The sequence below is a fragment of the Bartonella sp. CL25QHWL genome, from assembly GCF_042195335.1.
In the GTDB taxonomy this organism is placed as follows: Bacteria; Pseudomonadota; Alphaproteobacteria; order Rhizobiales; family Rhizobiaceae; genus Bartonella.
This window is the reverse complement of record NZ_JBHIOE010000003.1, coordinates 50,862-71,761: the sequence shown is the minus strand read 5'-3', so window position 1 is coordinate 71,761 and position 20,900 is coordinate 50,862. Positions and strand designations below refer to the sequence as shown.

The 20,900-nt window shown below is 37.0% G+C and carries 17 protein-coding genes; 5 read left to right on the top strand and 12 right to left on the bottom strand.

Annotated features, from left to right (window positions below; genetic code table 11):
- Positions 1-310: 310 nt before the first annotated feature.
- Positions 311-1,465: a ribonuclease D gene (rnd, locus tag ACFILY_RS02745; RefSeq protein WP_375637466.1), complete on the bottom strand. Its 1,155-nt coding sequence runs from the start codon at positions 1,463-1,465 to the stop codon at positions 311-313.
- A gap of 132 nt (positions 1,466-1,597) precedes the next feature.
- Between rnd and aspS the strand changes: the two genes are divergently transcribed.
- Both aspS and parC read left to right on the top strand, forming a co-directional pair.
- On the top strand, positions 1,598-3,391 hold the full coding sequence (gene aspS / locus ACFILY_RS02740; RefSeq protein WP_375637467.1) for an aspartate--tRNA ligase: 1,794 nt from the start codon (positions 1,598-1,600) through the stop codon (positions 3,389-3,391).
- A 773-nt stretch (positions 3,392-4,164) separates the two neighbouring features.
- Positions 4,165-6,414, top strand: coding sequence for a DNA topoisomerase IV subunit A (parC, locus tag ACFILY_RS02735; RefSeq protein WP_273791186.1), 2,250 nt, complete (start codon positions 4,165-4,167; stop codon positions 6,412-6,414).
- Positions 6,415-6,891: 477 nt separating this feature from the next.
- Here parC and ACFILY_RS02730 read toward each other — a convergent pair whose 3' ends face one another.
- The 10 genes from ACFILY_RS02730 to rpe all read right to left on the bottom strand — a co-directional run bounded on the left by ACFILY_RS02730 (position 6,892) and on the right by rpe (position 15,998).
- Entirely contained in the window at positions 6,892-8,148 is a 1,257-nt protein-coding gene (locus tag ACFILY_RS02730; protein WP_375637468.1) for a multidrug effflux MFS transporter, read from the bottom strand.
- 71 nt (positions 8,149-8,219) lie between these two features.
- The gene (grxD, locus tag ACFILY_RS02725) at positions 8,220-8,552 is read right to left on the bottom strand and encodes a Grx4 family monothiol glutaredoxin (RefSeq protein ID WP_375606638.1); all 333 of its coding nucleotides are present in this window, start codon (positions 8,550-8,552) and stop codon (positions 8,220-8,222) included.
- Positions 8,553-8,650: 98 nt separating this feature from the next.
- Positions 8,651-8,884, bottom strand: a complete 234-nt coding sequence (locus ACFILY_RS02720) for a BolA family transcriptional regulator (protein ID WP_273791183.1) — start codon at positions 8,882-8,884, stop codon at positions 8,651-8,653.
- A gap of 59 nt (positions 8,885-8,943) precedes the next feature.
- On the bottom strand, positions 8,944-11,154 hold the full coding sequence (purL, locus tag ACFILY_RS02715) for a phosphoribosylformylglycinamidine synthase subunit PurL (RefSeq protein ID WP_375637469.1): 2,211 nt from the start codon (positions 11,152-11,154) through the stop codon (positions 8,944-8,946).
- 292 nt (positions 11,155-11,446) lie between these two features.
- Positions 11,447-12,118 carry a phosphoribosylformylglycinamidine synthase subunit PurQ gene (purQ, locus tag ACFILY_RS02710; protein WP_375637470.1) on the bottom strand — a complete coding sequence of 224 codons (672 nt, stop codon included), beginning with the start codon at positions 12,116-12,118 and terminating at the stop codon, positions 11,447-11,449.
- Positions 12,119-12,129: 11 nt separating this feature from the next.
- Positions 12,130-12,369, bottom strand: a complete 240-nt coding sequence (gene purS / locus ACFILY_RS02705; RefSeq protein ID WP_273791180.1) for a phosphoribosylformylglycinamidine synthase subunit PurS — start codon at positions 12,367-12,369, stop codon at positions 12,130-12,132.
- 80 nt (positions 12,370-12,449) lie between these two features.
- A complete protein-coding gene (gene purC, locus ACFILY_RS02700) occupies positions 12,450-13,214 on the bottom strand; it encodes a phosphoribosylaminoimidazolesuccinocarboxamide synthase (RefSeq protein WP_273791179.1) in 765 nt (254 codons plus the stop codon).
- 173 nt (positions 13,215-13,387) lie between these two features.
- Positions 13,388-13,936, bottom strand: coding sequence for an RBBP9/YdeN family alpha/beta hydrolase (locus ACFILY_RS02695; RefSeq protein ID WP_375631257.1), 549 nt, complete (start codon positions 13,934-13,936; stop codon positions 13,388-13,390).
- A gap of 68 nt (positions 13,937-14,004) precedes the next feature.
- Entirely contained in the window at positions 14,005-15,312 is a 1,308-nt protein-coding gene (gene purB, locus ACFILY_RS02690) for an adenylosuccinate lyase (protein ID WP_375631281.1), read from the bottom strand.
- Complete coding sequence (rpe, locus tag ACFILY_RS02685; protein WP_375637471.1) at positions 15,312-15,998, bottom strand: ribulose-phosphate 3-epimerase; 687 nt, start codon at positions 15,996-15,998, stop codon at positions 15,312-15,314. Before rpe ends, purB begins: the two co-directional genes overlap by 1 nt.
- Before the next feature lie 145 nt (positions 15,999-16,143).
- On the opposite strand from rpe, the gene ACFILY_RS02680 reads away from it, so the two are divergent.
- Together ACFILY_RS02680 and dksA are read left to right on the top strand one after the other, a co-directional pair.
- On the top strand, positions 16,144-16,683 hold the full coding sequence (locus tag ACFILY_RS02680; RefSeq protein ID WP_273791175.1) for a flavin reductase: 540 nt from the start codon (positions 16,144-16,146) through the stop codon (positions 16,681-16,683).
- Positions 16,684-17,000: 317 nt separating this feature from the next.
- A complete protein-coding gene (dksA, locus tag ACFILY_RS02675; RefSeq protein ID WP_015856486.1) occupies positions 17,001-17,417 on the top strand; it encodes an RNA polymerase-binding protein DksA in 417 nt (138 codons plus the stop codon).
- Positions 17,418-17,468: 51 nt separating this feature from the next.
- Here the strand turns inward: dksA and ACFILY_RS02670 are convergent, their stop codons facing one another.
- Complete coding sequence (locus ACFILY_RS02670) at positions 17,469-17,945, bottom strand: hypothetical protein (protein WP_375637472.1); 477 nt, start codon at positions 17,943-17,945, stop codon at positions 17,469-17,471.
- A gap of 212 nt (positions 17,946-18,157) precedes the next feature.
- Between ACFILY_RS02670 and ACFILY_RS02665 the strand changes: the two genes are divergently transcribed.
- The gene (locus tag ACFILY_RS02665) at positions 18,158-20,692 is read left to right on the top strand and encodes a response regulator (RefSeq protein ID WP_375637473.1); all 2,535 of its coding nucleotides are present in this window, start codon (positions 18,158-18,160) and stop codon (positions 20,690-20,692) included.
- Positions 20,693-20,900: the final 208 nt, after the last annotated feature.

Genomic DNA, 20,900 nt, shown 5'->3' with positions numbered 1-20,900 from the left:
ATGGTGACGTGAGGCATTATATCTTTGTTTGTTCCGATTGCTAGGCTACTATTTTTGTAATGAATACGCTTTTATTATCAGAGCTTTTTCTTTTTAAAACTTTTAAATGAGGAGCTGTCTGTTTTTTTAGATTTTCTTAATAAGATTGCTATTTGATTGATCTAATAAAGATTTATCTGTCATTTTAATAAGAGTTTACTATTCAAGTTTTTAACTTTGTCAGAAGTAGGTTTTATTTATCCTATTTGCGTTGGCCTATAGGGCATACCAATTGATGTAGATTAATGGATTTTTAAAATAAAAATGTAAATTAAAGCTGTTTTGTGCTTACTTTTCCATCGTTAAAGTAAAATCCTATCTGGCCCTTTAGCAGTTGTTCGGCTTTTTGACCAAATATTTCATAGCGCCAGCCATTCATAGCAGGAATATTTTTCTTTATTCCTCCATTGGCAATTTTTTCTAAATCATTAGATGTTGCAATAATTTTAGGGGCAATGCTGTTTTCATTTGCAACAATTTTTAATAACACTTTGAGTAGATCGATAACAGCGGCCGTCGTATCATTGAGTGGATTATGTTTAGGAATGGGGGGTAAAGCAGAAAGATCCACCTCTAATCCTTCGTGGACAGCTTTGATTAATGATTGAGAAATTGAGAGTTTATCCCAGTTCTTATTAAGACTGCGCAACCGCTTTAATGCAGATTCATCTTTTGGTTGTTGGGTTGCTATTTCTATAAGACATTCATCTTTTATGATATGACGACGTGGCATATTGTATTTTCGTGCTTCACGTTCCCTCCAAGCTGCTATCTTTTGTAATACAGCAAGTTCACGTGGCTTTTTAATTTTTCCTTTCACTTTTTTCCATGCTTCATCTTCTGGCATATCATAGGTTTTAGGATTTAAAAGGATTGTTATTTCATCGTCCATCCAGTGAGCACGTTGATTTTTTTCTAACCTTTTTTTCAATAACAGGTAAACATCTCTTAAGTAAGTTACATCGGCAAGTGCATAGAGCAGTTGTTTTTCAGACAAAGGGCGGTAACTCCAGTCTGTAAAGCGGGAGGATTTATCAAGATGATGCCCCGTGCAGCGTTGTACAATTTGATCATAGGAGATAGAATCACCAAATCCACAAATTGATCCTGCTATTTGCGTATCAAAGAGAGGGGAAGGAATAACACCTCCAAGATGATAAATTGTTTCAATATCTTGGCGCGCAGCATGAAAAACTTTTACAACTTTTTTATCGATCATAAGGTCAAAAAAAGGTTGTAAATCAATATTTGGTGCTATGGGATCAATCAAAACTGTGACATCTGGTGATGCGAGCTGGATTAAACACAGTTGAGGCCAAAAAGTTGTTTCGCGGATAAACTCAGTATCGACTGTTACAAAATCAGAGGTACGTAGAGCGTTAAGTGCAATTTCAAGATCTGTTGTTTGTGTAATAAGATTCATCATTTTATTATAATTCGATAAATTAAATTTGTGCTTTATTGACTTTATTTTTGAGTTTTTATTCTCATATCTTGACAAATGGTTATTAAAAAGCGTTTGTAGCGCATGTGAATATTATAATCAAAGGTAAAAAACATGCACCGTTATCGCAGTCATCATTGTGCGGCTCTTCGTAGATGTGATGTAGGAACACAAGTTCGTCTTTCGGGGTGGGTTCATCGTGTTCGTGATCATGGAGGGATTCTTTTTGTGGATTTACGTGATCATTTTGGAATCACACAAATTGTTGCTGATCCTGCTTCACCAGCTTTTAAAGTTATTGAAAAAGTGCGTTCTGAATGGGTTATTCGTGTGGATGGGGAGGTGTGTGCTCGTTCTGATGAGGTTATTAATGCAACGCTTCCAACAGGTGAGATTGAAATTTTTGCACAAGAGGTAGAAATTCTTTCAAAATCTGATGAGCTTCCTTTACCGGTTTTTGGTGAGCCTGATTATCCAGAAGATATTCGATTAAAATATCGTTTTCTTGATTTGCGTCGGGAGACTATGCACAAAAATATCATGCGTCGGACTGAAATTATTGCGGCTATGAGACGGGCTATGCAAAATAATGGTTTTACGGAATTTACGACGCCACTTTTGACAGCTTCATCGCCGGAAGGAGCGCGTGATTTTTTGGTTCCAAGTCGTGTTCATCAGGGAAAATTTTATGCGTTACCGCAAGCGCCACAGCAATATAAACAATTGTTGATGATGTCAGGTTTTGATCGTTATTTTCAGATTGCTCCATGTTTTAGAGATGAAGATCCAAGGGCCGACCGTCTTCCTGGTGAATTTTATCAATTAGATGTTGAAATGAGTTTTGTTGAGCAAGAAGATGTTTTAGCAACTATGGAACCTATTATGCGTTCTATTTTTGAAGAATTTGCAGATGGAAAGACTGTGACACAAAGCTTTCCTCGCATTTCCTATGATGAAGCAATGCAAAAATATGGTTCTGATCAGCCTGATCTCCGGAATCCGATCATTATGGAAGATGTTTCTCAGCATTTTTATAACTCTGGTTTCAAAGTCTTTGCTCAAATTTTAGCGAATGATGAGAATGCTCAAGTGTGGGCTATTCCAGCTAAAACGGGTGGAAGTCGTGCTTTTTGTGATCGTATGAATGTATGGGCACAAGGTGAGGGGCAACCAGGGCTCGGTTATATTTTTTGGCGTGAAGAAGAAGGAAAATTTGAAGGAGCAGGGCCTATCGCCAAAAATATTGGTGAACAGAGGACTGAAGCAATCCGTATACAGCTTGGGCTTGAAAGTGGGGATGCCTGTTTTTTTGTAGCTGGCGATCCAAAAAAGTTTTCATCTTTTGCCGGAGCAGCACGCACAAGGGTAGGGGAAGAATTAGATCTTCTTGATAGAGATAGTTTCTCTTTGGCGTGGATTGTTGATTTTCCATTTTTTGAATGGAATGAAGATGAAAAAAAGATTGATTTTGCACATAATCCTTTTTCCATGCCTCAAGGGGGAGAAAATGCCCTTGCCTGTCAAGATCCTCTTACTATTAAAGCTTTTCAATATGATCTTGTTTGCAATGGTTATGAAATTGCATCAGGTGGAATTCGTAATCACTTACCAGAAATGATGCTTAAAGTTTTTGAACTTGTAGGACTTTCTAAGGAAGTTGTGAAAGATCGTTTCGGTGGTCTTTATCGTGCATTCCATTATGGGGCTCCACCACATGGTGGTATGGCTGCAGGAATTGACCGCATCATTATGCTGTTGCAAGGTGTTAAAAATTTGCGTGAAGTTGCTTTATTTCCTATGAATCAACAGGCGCTTGATCTTTTGATGAGTGCTCCGTCTGATGTTTCTCCTACACAATTACGTGATTTAGGAATCCGCATGGCTCCTACTCACAAAAATAGCTCATAAAGTTGATAATGGATTGTTTTCATCTTTTCTACGTAGAGTGAAGTTTTGATGCCTTTCAAGAGCTATCGGTGTGTGTGGTTGTTTGTGAAATTTAGATAGGTAAAAACGCTAGTGTGTTGATTCTTTACGAGGCATTTTTATTCCTTGTTTCTATAGTGGCTCTTCCACTTGTGATAGGTGAGGAAATGATTATGATTGCTTGATCATGAATAAATTAGAAATGAAAGAACTCTATAATATTCGGGAGTCTCATTTTAGTTGAAAAAAATGAATTATCTTTATGTGTCAATATATTATTTATTTTTTATTGAAGTTTTTACAACGTTGTAGCAGAGAATTGTGTCTCTTCGTTTTTATGAAAATAATGTGATTTTCCATTCTATGGACTTACTCTAAAAAGTTTAAATTTCATAAATTTTGAATATTTTTTAGTTTTTCATAGAAAAACTGAAGGGGATTATTATACAATTTATCTTTATAATAAAAGATGATGTTTGAAAGGTGCTTTTGTCATTCCAGAAAGGATGAAATAACTCTTTGTAGGCAGTTAAATTATCGTCGGATTTGACAAAGCTTTCAATAAATTACTTAGGTCAAGGGGGACGGACATGTATAAATTTTTCAAATTGATATAATTTTCTGTTCATGTTCTAATTGCAGCGTTTGTTTTTATGTAATTGACTTTTAATAAAAAAGTCGACTCATAGAAGATTTCACTAAATAAATCCTATAAGATAATTTCTTATTATTGTGGGAATTGTTGTTTTAATACTATGTCTGATAAAATGAATTTACCTTTTGATAAAGAACATATTGAACCAATAGAATTACGTTCTGCTTTACAGGAACGTTATTTGGCTTATGCACTTTCTACGATTACACACCGTGCATTGCCTGATGTACGTGATGGATTGAAGCCGGTCCACCGGCGGATTGTTCATGCGATGCGTCTTCTCAAACTAAATCCTGGACAGTCTTATGCGAAATGTGCGCGGATTGTTGGTGATGTCATGGGAAAATTTCATCCTCATGGGGATGCGTCTATTTATGATGCCTTGGTGCGCTTGGCTCAAAGTTTTGCTGTTCGTTATCCGTTGGTTGATGGGCAAGGCAATTTTGGTAATATTGATGGTGATAATGCTGCTGCCATGCGTTATACGGAAGCACGTATGACTGAAGTGGCTGCATTGTTACTTGAAGGAATTAATGAGAATGCTATTGATTTTCGTTTAACCTATAATGAGGAAGATGAAGAGCCGGTTGTTTTACCAGGAGCTTTCCCTAATCTTTTAGCAAATGGTTCTTCTGGTATTGCTGTTGGTATGGCAACATCTATTCCACCCCATAATGTTGCTGAGCTTTGTGATGCAGCACTCCATTTGATTGCGCATCCCGATGTAAATGATGAGGCATTAAATCAATTCGTTCTTGGTCCTGATTTTCCGACGGGGGGAATTTTAGTTGAACCTAAAAAAAGTATTGAGGAATCCTATCGTGTTGGGCGTGGATTCTTTCGCTTGCGTTCGCGTTGGCATCAGGAACCTGGTAGCCGTGGTTCTTATGTGATTGTTGTGACTGAAATTCCCTATCAGATTCAAAAGTCACGTCTTATTGAAAAAACAGCAGAGTTATTGCTTGCACGCCGATTGCCAATGCTTGAGGATATCCAAGATGAATCAGCAGAAGATATCAGAATCGTGCTGGTTCCTAAAAATCGGTCGGTTGATCCGGAGCTCCTTATGGAGTCTCTTTTTAAATTGACTGACTTTGAAGTAAGATTTCCCCTCAATCTGAATGTTTTGTCTTTGGGAAAAATACCCAATGTTCTTTCTTTACGAGAAAGTTTGCAGCAATGGCTTGAACATCGTCAAGAAGTGCTTATTCGTCGCTCTCATTATCGGCTTGATCAAATTGATAGCCGATTGGAAATTCTTCATGGATATCTTATTGCCTATTTAAATCTCGATGAGGTCATTCAGATTATTCGTGAAGAGGATGAACCGAAAAAGAAGCTGATTAATCGGTTTGAATTAACAGAAAATCAAGCTGAAGCTATTCTTAATATGCGCTTGCGTTCTTTGCGTAAACTTGAGGAATTTGAAATTCGTAAAGAATTTGAAAGTTTGAAAGCTGAAAAAGAAAAACTACAGAATTTGTTAGCTTCTCCTATAAAACAGTGGAAAATAATTTCAGAAGAAATCAAAAAAGTTCGAAACACTTTTGGTCCTGAAACACTCTTGGGGAAAAGACGTACGACGTTTGAAGAGGCACCAAGACATGATCTTGATGATATTCAACAAGCAATGATCGAAAAAGAACCGATTACTATTGTTATTTCTGAAAAGGGGTGGATGCGCGCTTTGAAGGGACATTTGACCGATTATAAAGCGCTTTCTTTTAAAGAAGGAGACAGTTTAAAGTTAGCATTTCCGGCATTTACAACCGACAAGATTGTGCTGATCAGTACGGGTGGAAAGTTTTTTGCTATTGGTGCAAATAGTTTACCTGGAGGGCGGGGACATGGTGAACCTATTCGTCTTTTAGTTGATATGGATGATGAGCACGATGTTCTCACAGCTTTTGTGCATCGCGCCGAGGAAAAATTGCTCTTGGTTTCATCTCACGGTAATGGTTTTATTGTTTCTTCTGCAGAAGTGATCGCCAATACACGAAAAGGAAAGCAAGTGATGAATGTGAAAGCTCCTGATAAGGTAAAGCTTTGTGTTCCGGTAAATGGTGATCATGTGGCTGTAGTTGGTGAAAACCGTAAAATGCTTATTTTTTCTATTGAACAAATACCAGAAATGAATCGCGGTAAAGGTGTTCGTTTACAGCGTTATAAAGAAGGTGGTGTTGTTGATGCCAAGACTTTTAATTTATCAGAAGGCTTAAGTTGGCAAGATACAGCTGAACGAATCTTTAACCGTCAGGCGGACGATCTCTTTGAATGGATGGGAACGCGTGCGGGAGTTGGGCGTTTGGTTCCAAAAGGATTTCCAAAATCAGGAAAATTTATTAATTAAATGTATTTTATAAATGGGGAAAATTCCCTATAGTTTTATGATTGTTTAAGATATTAATTTATAAGGATAATTTATTATTTTTTATATTGAAAGAAAGACCTAAAGCGTAAGTTTTTCTCTTATTTCGATCTTGTTCAGGTTAAATCAATCAAAACTGTTTGTTTGCCTATCATGAGATGAGAGACCAGCCCGTCTTCATAAAAACTATTGAAGAAAAGAATAAAAATATTTTTTAATAAACCGTTTCACATACAAGAGTTGTTGCAACAATAGGTATGTTTGTTTTTTTACATTATACCATTTATGGGTGCTGTCGTGAAATGATTTGATATTTCGAGAGCTGTACCTTTAAACAAACAATGTGAATGTTAACACAAGAGTGTTCTATTTGGAGATGTTTTATTTTGTCTGATAGGTTTATCTTCTTATTGTTTCTTATTGTTCAAGAGAGATGTTATTAATCTTTCATAGTAATATTTATTCGTTAGGATTACTATGATATTGTCTAAAAAGATGACCACGTTCAGCCCATAAGATGAGAAGTATGGCAGTGAGACTCAGAAAGAAAAATCCTGCTGAGTTTGGGATGGTTGTTTCATCAAATTGTTGGGCAATAAAAAAGCTAAGTCCTGCACCGATAGATGTTTGAAGAAAGCCGGATACAGAAGAAGCTGTTCCAGCTATTTCTCCTACAGGTTCAAGAGCGAGTGTATTGAAATTGGCCATAATACCACCGCAGGTAAACATTAATATACAATATAACGTCATATAAAAAGGAAAAGGGATAACACCACCTGCTAAGATGGACCCAATAAACCAAATGCATGAAGCGGCACAAAAGAGCAAAAGCATAGTATGAGCAATACGCCGCATTCCAAGGCGTCCAACGAGTTGAGAGTTAAAGAATGATGATAGAGCTTGAAATGCAGCACCAACTGCAAAAGCAATAGGGAACCAAAGTCCTAGATTATAGATCCCTTCATATGTTTGTTGTGATGTATTAACGGCGGTAAAGATACAGCCTAAAATAATGGAAGTTGCAAGTGTATAGCAAAGTGTTGTGCGATTGGTTATTACAATCCATAAGTTGTGTTTAACTGAAAAAAAGGAAAGAGAGCGTTGCGTATAAAGAGTTTCAGGCAAGCGCAGTTGAATCCAAATCATCAGTCCTAAACCAATCATTGCCATGAAAATAAAAATATATTGCCAATGTCCGAGCAGTAAAATGATCTGTCCTGTTGCGGGACCAACCATTGGTGCAACAAGAAAAACCATCATAACAATAGACATAACTTCTGCCATTTTTCGACCACTGTAAAGATCACGTACGACGGAAACTGTAAGAACCCGCATAGCAGCCCCTCCAATACCTTGCAAGATACGTAAAATAAGCAAGAGAGAAAAATCAGTTACAAAGGCACAGCCAATCGCTGTAAATGAATAAAAAGCAAGCCCGAGAAGAATAAGTTTACGTCGTCCATACCTATCGCTTATTGGACCGAAAAATATTTGAGCAATGCCATAGCTAATAAGATAACTCGAAATGATATAATGTTGATCATTTTCATTGAGAATATTTAAGCCGTCTAAAATATTGGGCATAGCTGGCAGCATAATATCAACAGCTATAGCGTTAATAGCCATAAGCGAAGCAATAAGAATAACAAATTCTTTATAGCCAATTTTGTTTCTAATCGCATCTCTATGCGTTTGTTCATCGACTGAATATGACATATGGCATCCTTGAAATAAAAATTTCGTCTGAAAACAGCTCTTTTTAAGAGTCTGAATAAAATGAAAGATACCTATGATTGATTACAGGGAATATTTTTTTCTTTCAAAAGTTCCTGTAACTCATTGTTTTGAAACATCTCTTTAACAATATCACAGCCTCCGATAAATTCACCTTTGATATAAAGCTGTGGAATTGTTGGCCAATTTGAGTAATCTTTAATCCCTTGACGCAATTCGTTAGAAGTTAAGATATTAATCCCTTTATAATTCAATCCTAAATAATCAAGGATTTGAACCACTTGTCCTGAAAACCCGCATTGCGGAGCGTCAGGTGTTCCTTTCATGAATAAAATGACGTCGTTTGTTTTAATTTCGTTGTCAATAAAATCATGAACAGTGGTCATTTTTATCCCTCGATATTTCAGATTTTTATCAGTGTGTAATTTATATCCATACTGCTTTTAATCGTATTAAATGTGTGAATGCAAGAAAAAATTTTAGATTATTTTGGGACATTTGTTTGCAACATTAAGGCGTGAAGGTCATTTCCCATATTGCCTTTAAGGGCATCATAGACCATTTTATGTTGTTGAACACGGGTTTTACCACGAAAACTTTCAGAAATAACTTCTGCAGCATAATGTTCCCCATCTCCAGCAAGATCACGAATTGTTACAGTAGCATCAGGAATGCCTTCACGAATAAGCGTTTCAATTGCATGGGCACTCATTGCCATCATTATTCTCCTATGTTGTTCATTTTTTTATAAAGGCTGTTTAAGAGAAAAAACAATTTTTATTCTTCACCCATAAATTGTGGAAACCAGTTTTCATAGGCTTTTGTGAGTTTGTCTACTGAAAGTGTTAATATCCCATCTATATTAAGAGAAGTTCCCTCAACTTGACCTAGCTCTGTTAAAGAAACTGTATTGATTTGTGCAAGCTCTTTAAGACTATTAAGAGAGTGAGGTTTGACGGCTAAAAGATAACGTCCTTGGTCTTCTCCAAAAAGTTCTGCATGATGGGGTGATTTATTGCTTAATTTTACTTTAATTCCTTTACCTGCTTTAATCACCATTTCAGCAAGTGCTATCGCTAATCCTCCGTCAGAAAGGTCATGGGCGGCGTGAATAAAACCACGATGTATGACATCTCGAACAAATTGACCATGCTTTTTTTCAAGTTGTAAATCTACAGGGGGGGGGGCGCCTGCATCAATATTTAAAATGTTACGTGCATAGATTGATTGTCCTAAATGGGAGCCGCAATTTCCTACTAAAACAAGAATATCTCCATTTTGCATACCACTTATTGTTACCATTTTAGACCAATCATTAAGAAGACCTACCCCAGCAATTGTGGGGGTTGGAAGAATGGCTTCCCCATTTGTTTCATTGTAAAGAGAAACATTGCCTGAAACGATAGGAAAATCGAGGATTCTACAAGCTTCTCCTATACCTTTAATAGCAAAAACCAGCTGTCCCATAATTTCAGGTTTTTCAGGGTTACCAAAATTGAGATTATCTGTAGCAGCCAGTGGTGTTGCACCTGTCGTACTAATGTTTCGCCAGCATTCTGCGACAGCTTGTTTCCCCCCTTCATAAGGGTCTGCTTCACAATAGCGAGGTGTTACATCAGAAGAAAAAGCAAGAGCACGTTTGCTGTTGTTTCCTACACGGATAACGCCTGCATCACCTCCTGGACAAACAAGGCTATTTCCTTGGATAAGGGTATCATATTGTTCATAAACCCATCGCCGTGAACTTTGATTAGCGGAATTCAATAAGGTCAGAAGCGCATCACCAAGATTTTCAACTTTTTTGACGTCTTCTGCTTTCAAGGGTGTTTTTTTTGCCGGCTCACTCCAAGGACGATCATAAACAGGCGCTTCATCACCAAGCTCTTTGATGGGAAGATTGACAACTTCTTCCCCTTGATGAAATACACGAAAACGTAAATCATCGGTTGTTTTCCCAATGATAGAAAAATGTAGCCCCCACTTATGAAAAATTGCTTCTGCTTGCTTTTCTAGTTCTGGTTTAAGGACCATGAGCATACGCTCTTGACTTTCAGAAAGCATCATTTCATAGGCTGTCATGTTTTCTTCTCGAACAGGAACTGTATCGAGATTAAGCTGTATCCCTAAATTTCCTTTTGCCCCCATTTCAACGGCAGAAGAGGTGAGTCCTGCGGCTCCCATATCTTGAATAGCAACCACGGCTCTAAGTTCCATGAGCTCTAAACATGCTTCAAGGAGACATTTTTCTGTAAAAGGATCACCTACTTGAACAGTTGGGCGTTTTTCACTGATTGAATCATCAAATTCAGCAGAGGCCATTGTTGCTCCACCGACACCATCACGTCCTGTTTTTGCACCAAGGTAAACAACAGGGAGTCCAATACCTTGCGCTTTAGAATAAAAAAGGGCGTTTGTCTTTGCAATACCGGCGACAAAAGCGTTAACAAGGATATTGCCATTATAACGCTCATCAAAATTTACTTCTCCACCAACCGTTGGAACGCCAAAAGAATTGCTGTAACCACCTATTCCAGAAACAACACCAGAAACAAGATGGCGTGTTCGTGGGTGATCAGGAGCACCAAATCGCAATGCATTCATAGCAGCAACAGGACGGGCTCCCATTGTAAATACATCACGTAAAATACCACCAACACCTGTCGCTGCACCTTGATAAGGTTCAATATAAGAAGGGTGGTTATGGCTTTCCATTTTGAAAACAACACATTGTCCTTCGCCAATATCGACAACACCAGCATTTTCACCAGGTCCTTGGATGACACATTTTCCTTCTGTCGGAAGAGTTTTTAGCCATTTTTTAGATGATTTATAGGAACAATGTTCGTTCCACATTGCAGAAAAAATTCCTAGTTCAGTAAATGTTGGTTCTCTACCGATTAACGTCAGGATACGTTGATATTCATCTTCTTTTAGCCCGTGTTGTGCAATGAGTTCTGGTGTAATAGTGATGTTATTGCAAGGCTTCATGAGTATTTATCCGTCAAATTAATCGAAATTTAGCATTTTTATTTTTTTAACCTAGCAGCTTATATTATAAACAATAATGTTGTTTAATAATAAAAATATTTATAGACAGTAAGCTGAAGATTTTGTCCGTTTGTTTGGTGGGATTTAAGACTAAAAATGGTCTTAAATAATTATGTGTTTAGAAAATAATATCCATTGTTGTTTGTGAAGAGCTTTGTTTATAGATTTACGATGCGAGAAATGGTATAAATCCTTGTTTTTTAAATTATGGAGCGCGAGTATTTTTGCAGCATTATCCATTTACTAACTCTAAAGCACTTTGAAAAAGTAAACGACCGTCAGTACCTCCATGGGCGGGTTCAATAAAGTTTTCAGGATGGGGCATCATACCAAGAATATTACCAGTTTTATTAACAATACCAGCAATATCTTTCATTGAGCCGTTCGGGTTTGTATTTTCTGCATAGCGAAAAACAATTTGTTCATTGTCTTCCATTTGTTTCAATGTTTCACTATCAACAAAATAATTTCCGTCATGATGGGCAACAGGACAACGAATAATTTGTCCTTTAGAATAATATCGAGAAAATTTTGTCTTGGCGTTGACGACTTCAAGTTTGATTTCACGACAAACAAACTTTAAAGAAGCGTTACGCATTAAAGTACCGGGTAATAATCCTGCTTCCAACAAAATTTGAAAACCATTACAGATACCTATAATTGTCGTACCTTCTTGTGCTTTTTCACGAATGGCTTTTAAGACGGGAGTTCGCGCTCCAATCGCACCACATCTTAAGTAGTCGCCATAGGAAAAACCACCAGGAATAATAATAACATCTACATCTGGAATTGTTGTTTCTGTTTGCCAAATTTTTAGTGGCTCAACTCCCGTTATATGATGTAATGCTGCAACCATATCTCGATCACGATTTAATCCAGGAAGTTGAATGATGGCAGTTTTCATGAGCGTTTCACTTAAAAAAGTTCGATTGTATAATTTTCAATGACAGTATTTGCGAGTAACTCTTCACACATTTGTTCAAGTTTTTTCTTTGCGGTTTCAGAAGGTAGTTCATCAAGAACAATATCAAAAACCTTTCCTTGACGAATGGATTGAATGCCTTCGAAAGCTAAACTTTTTAAAGCACCGACAATTGCTTCTCCTTGTGGATCAAGAACGCTTTCTCTTAAAGTAACTGTAATGCGTGCTTTCATTTTTTGCTTCCTGCTTTTTTAAAGAACCTCTCCTTTGAAAGAGGGGTATTTATATAAGGTGATGTTTTTTTACCTTGTTTTTACTTTACGAGAACGGGACCACTTGGTCGTGTTGGTTCATTTTCATTCATAATACCAAGACGTTTGGCAACTTCTTGATAGGCATTAATAAGCCCACCCATATCACGACGAAAACGGTCTTTATCCATTTTTTCTTGTGTGTGCATATCCCATAGTCGTGCAGAATCAGGAGAGATTTCATCAGCAAGAACAATGCGCATCGTTTCATCTTCCCACAGGCGACCAAATTCCATTTTAAAATCAATTAATTGGATGTTAACACCGGCAAAAAGCCCAGAAAGAAAATCATTAATACGAATTGAAAGTTGCATGATATCTTCTATCTCTTGTGGGACAGCCCACCCAAAAGCTGTGATATGTTCTTCCGTTACCATAGGATCATCGAGAGAATCATTTTTATAGTAGAATTCAATGATGGATTGCGGAAGCGGGGTTCCTTCTTCCAGTCCTAAACGCTTAGCAAGAGAGCCAGCAGCAACATTGCGAACAACAACTTCCAACGGAATGATTTCCACCGCTTTAATAAGCTGTTCGCGCATGTTTATACGTTTGATAAAATGTGTTGGGATGCCCAAACGTCCAAGATGGCTAAAAATATGTTCCGAAATTCGGTTGTTTAAAACCCCCTTTCCGTCGATAATTTCATGTTTTTTTGCATTAAAGGCAGTTGCATCATCTTTAAAAAATTGAATATAAGTCCCTGGTTCAGGTCCTTCATATAAAATTTTAGCCTTGCCTTCATAAATACGGTGGCGACGATTCATCATGATTCTCTATTTATCTTGAGAGGTTTTTAATAACATTGATAAATGATACTATCCTAATTGATAGAATTTCTCAATGATATTGCTATGATACTTTTATAATTTTTATCATTACACGTTTACCCAAAGGTGAAGATACATAAGCGATGAGAAAGAAGATCACCTCTTTTGGATCAAATTTTTGCAAGAAAGTGAGAGAGGACCATAAGCCCTTCAGGCCAAGGTCCGTGTCCGGATTCTGCGTTAATATGGCCAGAATACCCAGCATCAACAAAGAGTGATCCCCAATCATTGGCAATTTTTTCTGCTACTGAAAATTGACAAAACTCATCGTTGCGACTGGCTATGACAATAGAAGGAAAAGGAAGCTTTTGGCGATGATAGGGGCCAAATGTCATTAAATGTTTGGGACGTATTTTTTCATTGGCGACATCTGGAGGTGCAACAAAGAATGCGCCACAAATTTTTTCTGTATTTTGTACAGTTGCATGAATAACACTGGGAACTCCTAATGAATGAGCAATAAGCATAACAGGCCTTTGAGCTTTTGCGATGGCGGTTTTAACTTTGTTAACCCACTCTTCACAAACAGGCTTTGACCAATGGAGTTGTTCAATGCGGCGGGCTGTCGACAATTTTTTTTCCCAGCGTGTTTGCCAATGATCTGGACCAGATCCTTTGTAGCCAGGAACAATAAGAATATCGAGTTGATTTGCTCTCATGAATTGTTTTCTTTGTTACAACAGATTTTTGATCATAGGTGGAATGGATTTTGGTTTTCTATGTCGCTTTATTGTTCTTCAAAAACACGTTTAAAAATCGTATTGATATGTTTGGTGTGGTAAGAAAGATCAAATTTTTCGCGAAGTTCTTCTTCACTTAAAGCTTTGGTAACATCTTTGTCATTGAGGAGTTCTTCTAAAAAATCTTTTCCTTGTTCCCAAACTTTCATCGCATTTCGTTGTACAATTCGATAAGAATCTTCACGACTAATCCCTGCTTGTGTGAGGGCTAAAAGAACCCGTTGTGAGTGAACAAGACCGCGGAATTTATTGAGATTTTTTTGCATATTTTCTGGATAGACAATAAGATTTTCAATGACAGATGTGAGGCGAGAAAGAGCAAAATCAAGTGTAATAGTCGCATCTGGAGCAATATAACGCTCAACAGATGAATGGGAAATATCACGTTCATGCCAAAGAGCTACATTTTCCATGGCTGGGAGTGCAAATGCACGTACCATACGGGCTAATCCAGTTAAATTTTCTGTTAAAACTGGATTACGTTTATGAGGCATTGCCGATGAACCTTTTTGCCCAGGTGAGAAATGTTCCTCTGCTTCAAGAACTTCTGTTCGTTGTAAATGGCGTATTTCTATCGCTAGCCTTTCAATAGAGGAAGCAATAACACCAAGTGTTGCAAAAAACATAGCATGACGATCTCTTGGTATTACTTGGGTGGAAACTGGTTCAGCACGCATCCTCAAGGCTTTTGCTACATGTTCTTCAACGCGTGGATCGATATTTGCAAAAGTTCCTACGGCTCCTGAAATCGCGCAAGTAGAAATTTCTTCTCGTGCTGCAAGAAGACGTTTGCGACAACGGGAAAATTCAGCGTATGCAAGAGCAAACTTGATTCCAAATGTTGTCGGTTCAGCATGAATGCCATGACTCCGCCCAATAGTGATTGTCTCTTTATGCTCAAAAGCACGTCTTTTTAATGCTTCAAGAAGTTGATCTATATCCTTTAGCAAAATATCACTCGCACGCATCAATTGAATGTTCAGCGTTGTATCGAGAACATCAGATGATGTCATGCCTTGGTGGATAAAACGTGCCTCTGGTCCAATGAATTCAGCTAGGTGGGTTAGAAATGCGATAACATCATGTTTGGTAATTGCTTCAATTTCATCAATGCGATTGACATCAAATTTAGCTGCTGCCCCTTTTTCCCAAATGACTTTGGCGGCTTCTTTCGGAATAATCCCTAAGTGAGCAAGGGCATCACAGGCATGGGCTTCAATTTCAAACCAAATACGATATTTTGTTTCGGGAGACCAAATTGTTACCATTGCAGGGCGGGAATAACGTGCGATCATCATTTTTTTCCTTGTTGTGAGAGGATTGCGGCTTGGCGCAATGCATTAATACGTGTTCTGTAAAGCTCTTTATTTCCATCTTTATAAATTGCAGAGCCTGCGACAAATACATTTGCACCAGCTTTTGCTGCTATCCCAATTGTATCAACGGTGATACCACCATCAACTTCAAGATCAATAGGGCGGTTTGCAATCATGCTTTTAACGCGCTTAATTTTATCTTTTATTTCTGGAATAAAACTTTGTCCACCAAAACCGGGATTGACTGTCATGATGAGAATGAGATCTAATTGATCAAGCAAATATTCAAGTACATGTTCAGGGGTGCTTGGATTGAGTGCGATTCCTGCTTTTTTTCCCATTTTTTTGATTGTTTGTAATGAACGATGAAGATGTGGACTTGCTTCAGCATGAATGGTTATAATATCTGAACCCGCTTTTGCAAAAGCTTCCAAATAAGGGTCTACTGGTGCAATCATCAGGTGGACATCAAATATTGCTTTTGTTAATGGGCGTAGAGCTTTGATGATTTCAGGACCAAAGGTGATGTTAGGAACAAAGTGCCCATCCATAATATCAAGATGAAGCCAATCTGCACCAGCATCAACAACATCTAACATTTCTTGTCCAAGTTTAGAAAAATCAGAAGCCAAGAGAGAAGGCGAAATGAGATGAGAATGGGGCATTAAAATCTCCTTGATTGGCAGTTTTTATCATATCGCTGTGTATACACAAATATCTTTTGTGTTATGACGGAAAAGAAAAAATATGTATTATAGATCTTTTTATGGAAAGATCGCTTGAAATTTTAAAGCTTTATAAGTGAAAGATATGTCGAATCATAAAACATATTTGATGCCTGAACTTCAACATAAACATACTATCGCGGTTTCTTCCCAAGAATATCGAGATGCCATGAGTCTTTTTGCAGGAGCTGTGCATATTGTGACAACAAATGGTATTAAGGGAAGACGCGGGGTGACTGTTTCGGCGTGTTGTTCTTTATCTGATGATCCTCCAACCCTTCTTGTTTGTCTCATGCGCCATAATTTAAAGAATCAGGTGTTTATGGAGAATGGAAATTTTTGTGTTAATAGCTTGGCAGGAAAGCATCGTTCATTAGCGGATGTTTTTTCGAGGCGTTGCAATTCTACACAAAATGAGCGTTTTGATGTTGCTCAATGGGGAGCTTTGCAAACGGGGGCGCCTAGTCTTTCAGACGCTCTAGCATCGTTTGATTGTCGTTTGATTTGTTGGCATGAGCACGCAACCCATTGTGTTTTGATTGGTGAGGTTGTTGCAATTAACTGTAATCAAGAAAAAGATGCTTTGATGTATTTGAAACGTGAATATCACACTTTGCCTTTATAAAGATTTTATTTTTTTGCATTGATGAAATGATTTATTGTTGCTTCATTTAGACTTTAAACAATGAATGAGAGAGTAGGGGAGGGATGGCTCTGATATCTGATATTAGATTTCCTTCTTTTTAAAGTTTTTCAATAAGCGAGAAAAATGATTCTGGATGAGATTTGATCAAGAATCCAATCTACATAAAAAGCGATTAAACCTAAACAGTGCATTTAGACATATTCGTCAATTGTTATGAAAAGACATTTTACTCTTGTGTTGATGGGTATTGCACAATATATAGACCGCACATAGCATATGTGGAGGTTTTTTATTGCATGAGCGAAGAGATTGATGGTCAATATCGCCCTAGTGAAGATGAGCCTTTTATGAATGAGCGGCAAAAGGCGTATTTTCGTGCTAAACTGGTTTCTTGGAAGAATGATATATTAAAAGAAGCTCGTGAGACTTTGGAAAATTTGCAGGAAGAGAATGTTGGTCAACCCGATTTGACTGATCGGGCTTCTTGTGAAACTGATCGTACAATCGAATTACGTGCTCGTGATCGTCAGAGGAAACTTATTTCAAAAATAGATGCTGCTTTAGAGCGCATTGATAATGGGACATACGGTTTTTGTGAAGAAACCGGCGAGCCCATTAGTATAAAGCGTCTTGAGGCTCGGCCGATAGCCGTTTTGTCATTGGAAGCGCAAGAACGTCACGAACGACGTGAAAGAGTTTATCGCGATGATTAAAGTCATTGAAATGATAAAAAACGAAATTCGTGGTGATAAAATTGTGTATTTTTATTTTTGAGGAGTAGGAATGAATAAAGATGGTTCTTGCCGCCCCTCAATTTCGGCGGTGATTGCTGAATCTTTTACCGCTTGATTCGTAAAAGGAGAGGGATTTTTATCCGATATGTTGTTTCTTTCTGTAGGGGCGGAATTTAGATGTGTGTGTGTTTCTCTCTTTTGTATTTTAGATGTACCTGTAATATCGGATTCTACAACCACATCTGTTAATCCGCCAATAAGGAGCAAATGTTCTTTATTATCGCAACGGACTAAAACAAGGCGGCGTACTCGATCTATAGAAATTACTTCACATAATGCTAATCGTGATAGACTTTTTTTTCTATTAATGCTGAATCTTCTCGTACTTAAACGACGTAAAAACAAGATAATTATGGTAATAGCTGTGATTGTTATTATAAAAAACAAAGAGCTTATCGTTATTTTCGCAGCAGATACACCTATTTGCTCTGATAACCAGATATACATAGATTTTCTCCCATTTTTGTGTGAAAATATCGTTTTTTATCGAGATAAATTTATAAATACACCCTTAAAAGGCTCACTTAAATACAAGAAATAAAATTTTTAACATTAAGTGAGCTTTCTTAGAAAGATAATATCATAGTATATACTTTATAACAATGAATATAAAGGAAGTTTTGTGATATAAGAAACAGCTAAATCTAAGGCAATGAGAGATGGATAAAGGTTTTGATAATAATAAAAGATCAGTGTCTTCTGTTCATCGAAGAGTTGTGATTTTTGGTGTTGTTTTTATATTAGTTTTTCTTTTCATTGTGGGTATTTTAGGTTTTTTTTATCCACAAAGCTATTTGCAAAAGGCGATATCAATATCTTTTTTGATTCTAGCAATTATCGGTGTTGCAACACTCGTTTTGTGTGGAATGGGCATTTTAAGATATCATGTGTGGTCGCATGAAGATTTTGATTTTAGCATCTTTAATAGGAGCGATGATGCAATTGTAATCTCTGATCTTTCTGGTTTTGTTTATTATTCTAATCAAAACTATCAAAAAATTCTGACCTATAAGCCTGAAGTGTCTTGTTATATGGTTATTGCTGATCTTCCAGGAGCAGATGCACTCTCGTATCGCTTAAAGGTTGCTGCCTGTAATAATCTTGCAGCGCAAGAGGAATTGAGAGTAGAACAACCAATTTTTACCGATTCTACACCAAAAAAATCTGTTTGGTATAATATTTCCGTGCAGCCTATCACAAAACAGAAAAAAAAGCTTTTATTTTGGCGTATTACTGATATTTCGCATTTACAACAAACGCGAGAAGTTTTTTTCTCGAACCTTCAAGAGGCTATCAATCACTTGGATCAAGCCCCTATTGGTTTTGTATCCGTTAATAGACAAGGAACTATTCTTTATGCCAATGCGATTTTTGCCGAATGGTTTTCAATTGATTTAGCGAATTTCTCAATTGGTCAATATAATTTTGATTCGTTATTTGATAGCGTTGGCGCTAAGAGCTCATGGAGTGATATCTGTTTGCAAACCAACAGATATCAAAGTTCAGGTTACTCTTTACCTTATAGGTTTTCGTTATGTTTAAATTCACACACGACTTGTGAGAAAATATTCCATTGTCTTATATCTGTTTCTTCTCTCTTAGAAGAGGAGGCCATTTATCGTATTGTGATCATTCCACAACAAATACAAAAAGAAGAGGACGATCAATTAAAATTACCCAGTATATTAGGAGAATATTTTGATGCGAGTCCTTTTGCAATAGCCGTGGTGGATCATGCAGGGCAATTGATTCATATGAATAAAGCTTTTTCATCACTCACGGGATGTATGGACAAAGCTGTCAATTTTTATGATGTTATTTCTCGTCGTGATTGTGTGCAGTTAGAGCGTTCTTTTCAGAGAATTGCGACAAATAAAAATTATTTTGTTTCTCTAGAAACTGTTTTAGAAAAAAATGAAGAATGCCATTTACGACTCCATATTATGTCTGTACCGCCTTATCATGGTGATGCATTGCAAGATTTGCTTATTATCTCTGTCATTGAAACAACCGAACAAAAAACACTTGAAGACAAAATGATGCAAAGTCAGAAGATGCAAGCTGTAGGACAATTGGCTGGCGGCATTGCTCATGATTTTAATAATGTTTTAACAGCAATTTTAATGTCGTGTGATCTTCTTTTAAATACGCATCGTAGTTCTGATCCTGCTCATGCTGATCTGATCAATATTAAAAATAATGCTAATCGAGCAGCTGCTCTTGTACAGCAATTATTAGCTTTTTCTAGAAAGCAAACACTTCGACCTGAAGAAGTTGATTTTACTGAATTTTTATCAGATATCCGCAATCTTATTTTACCACTTTTGGGGAATAATATTCAGTTAAAAATTATCCATGGAAGAGATTTGTGGAGCGTTGAAGTTGATCAAGCATCTTTTCAGCGTGTTATTATGAATTTGGTTATTAATGCGCGTGATGCCATGTTAGATGGAGGTATTGTTACGATTGCGACAAACAATATTACAAAGCAACAAAGTGCTGAATTTAATCATCTTGGTTTAGCAATTGGCGAGTATGTGCAATTGACTATTTCAGATACAGGGGCTGGTATATCCGCTGCTATACAAGAAAAAATGTTTGAGCCATTTTTTACAACAAAAGAAGTTGGAAAAGGAACAGGACTTGGTTTATCAATGGTTTATGGAATTATCAAGCAGAGCGGTGGGTACATTTATTGTGAAAGTAAAGAAGGTGAAGGAGCAACATTTCATATTTTTCTTCCCCGTTATATCCCCAATATAAAAGGAGAAATTTCTCAAAAGATTGAAAAAGATGAAGAGAAAGATAAAAATATAGACTTAACAGGATCTGCGACTGTTTTATTGGTTGAAGATGAAGATGCGGTCAGAATGGGGGGGGTAAGAGCTCTTCAAATGAGAGGATATACGGTTTTAGAGGCAGCAAGTGGGGTGGAAGCACTCTCTATTCTTGAGGAACAAAAAGGAGATGTTGATATTATTGTTTCCGATGTGGTGATGCCAGAAATGGATGGGCCCACTTTATTGAAGGAAGTCCGTAAAAACTATCCTGATATCAAATTTCTTTTCGTTTCTGGATATGCAAAAGATGCCTTTGCTAAAAATCTTCCACAAGATGCTGTTTTTGGTTTTTTATCTAAGCCTTTTACACTCAAACAGTTAGCTGTAACAGTTAAAGAAACACTTTCGTCATAAACAAAAATTTATGCAATAGAAAATTGCGTATTTTAAGATTTTTTAGGCGAAATACGAGAGTATTTTGATAAATAGAGCTTATGATAATGTCATAGAATTGAATAAAGAAGAAAAATTTTAAAAATGAACTAAAATTCAAAAAATTACATATTTTGTGCAAAAATTTATGAAGAGATGGACTCTATTATGTCAATATTTCATAGAGATT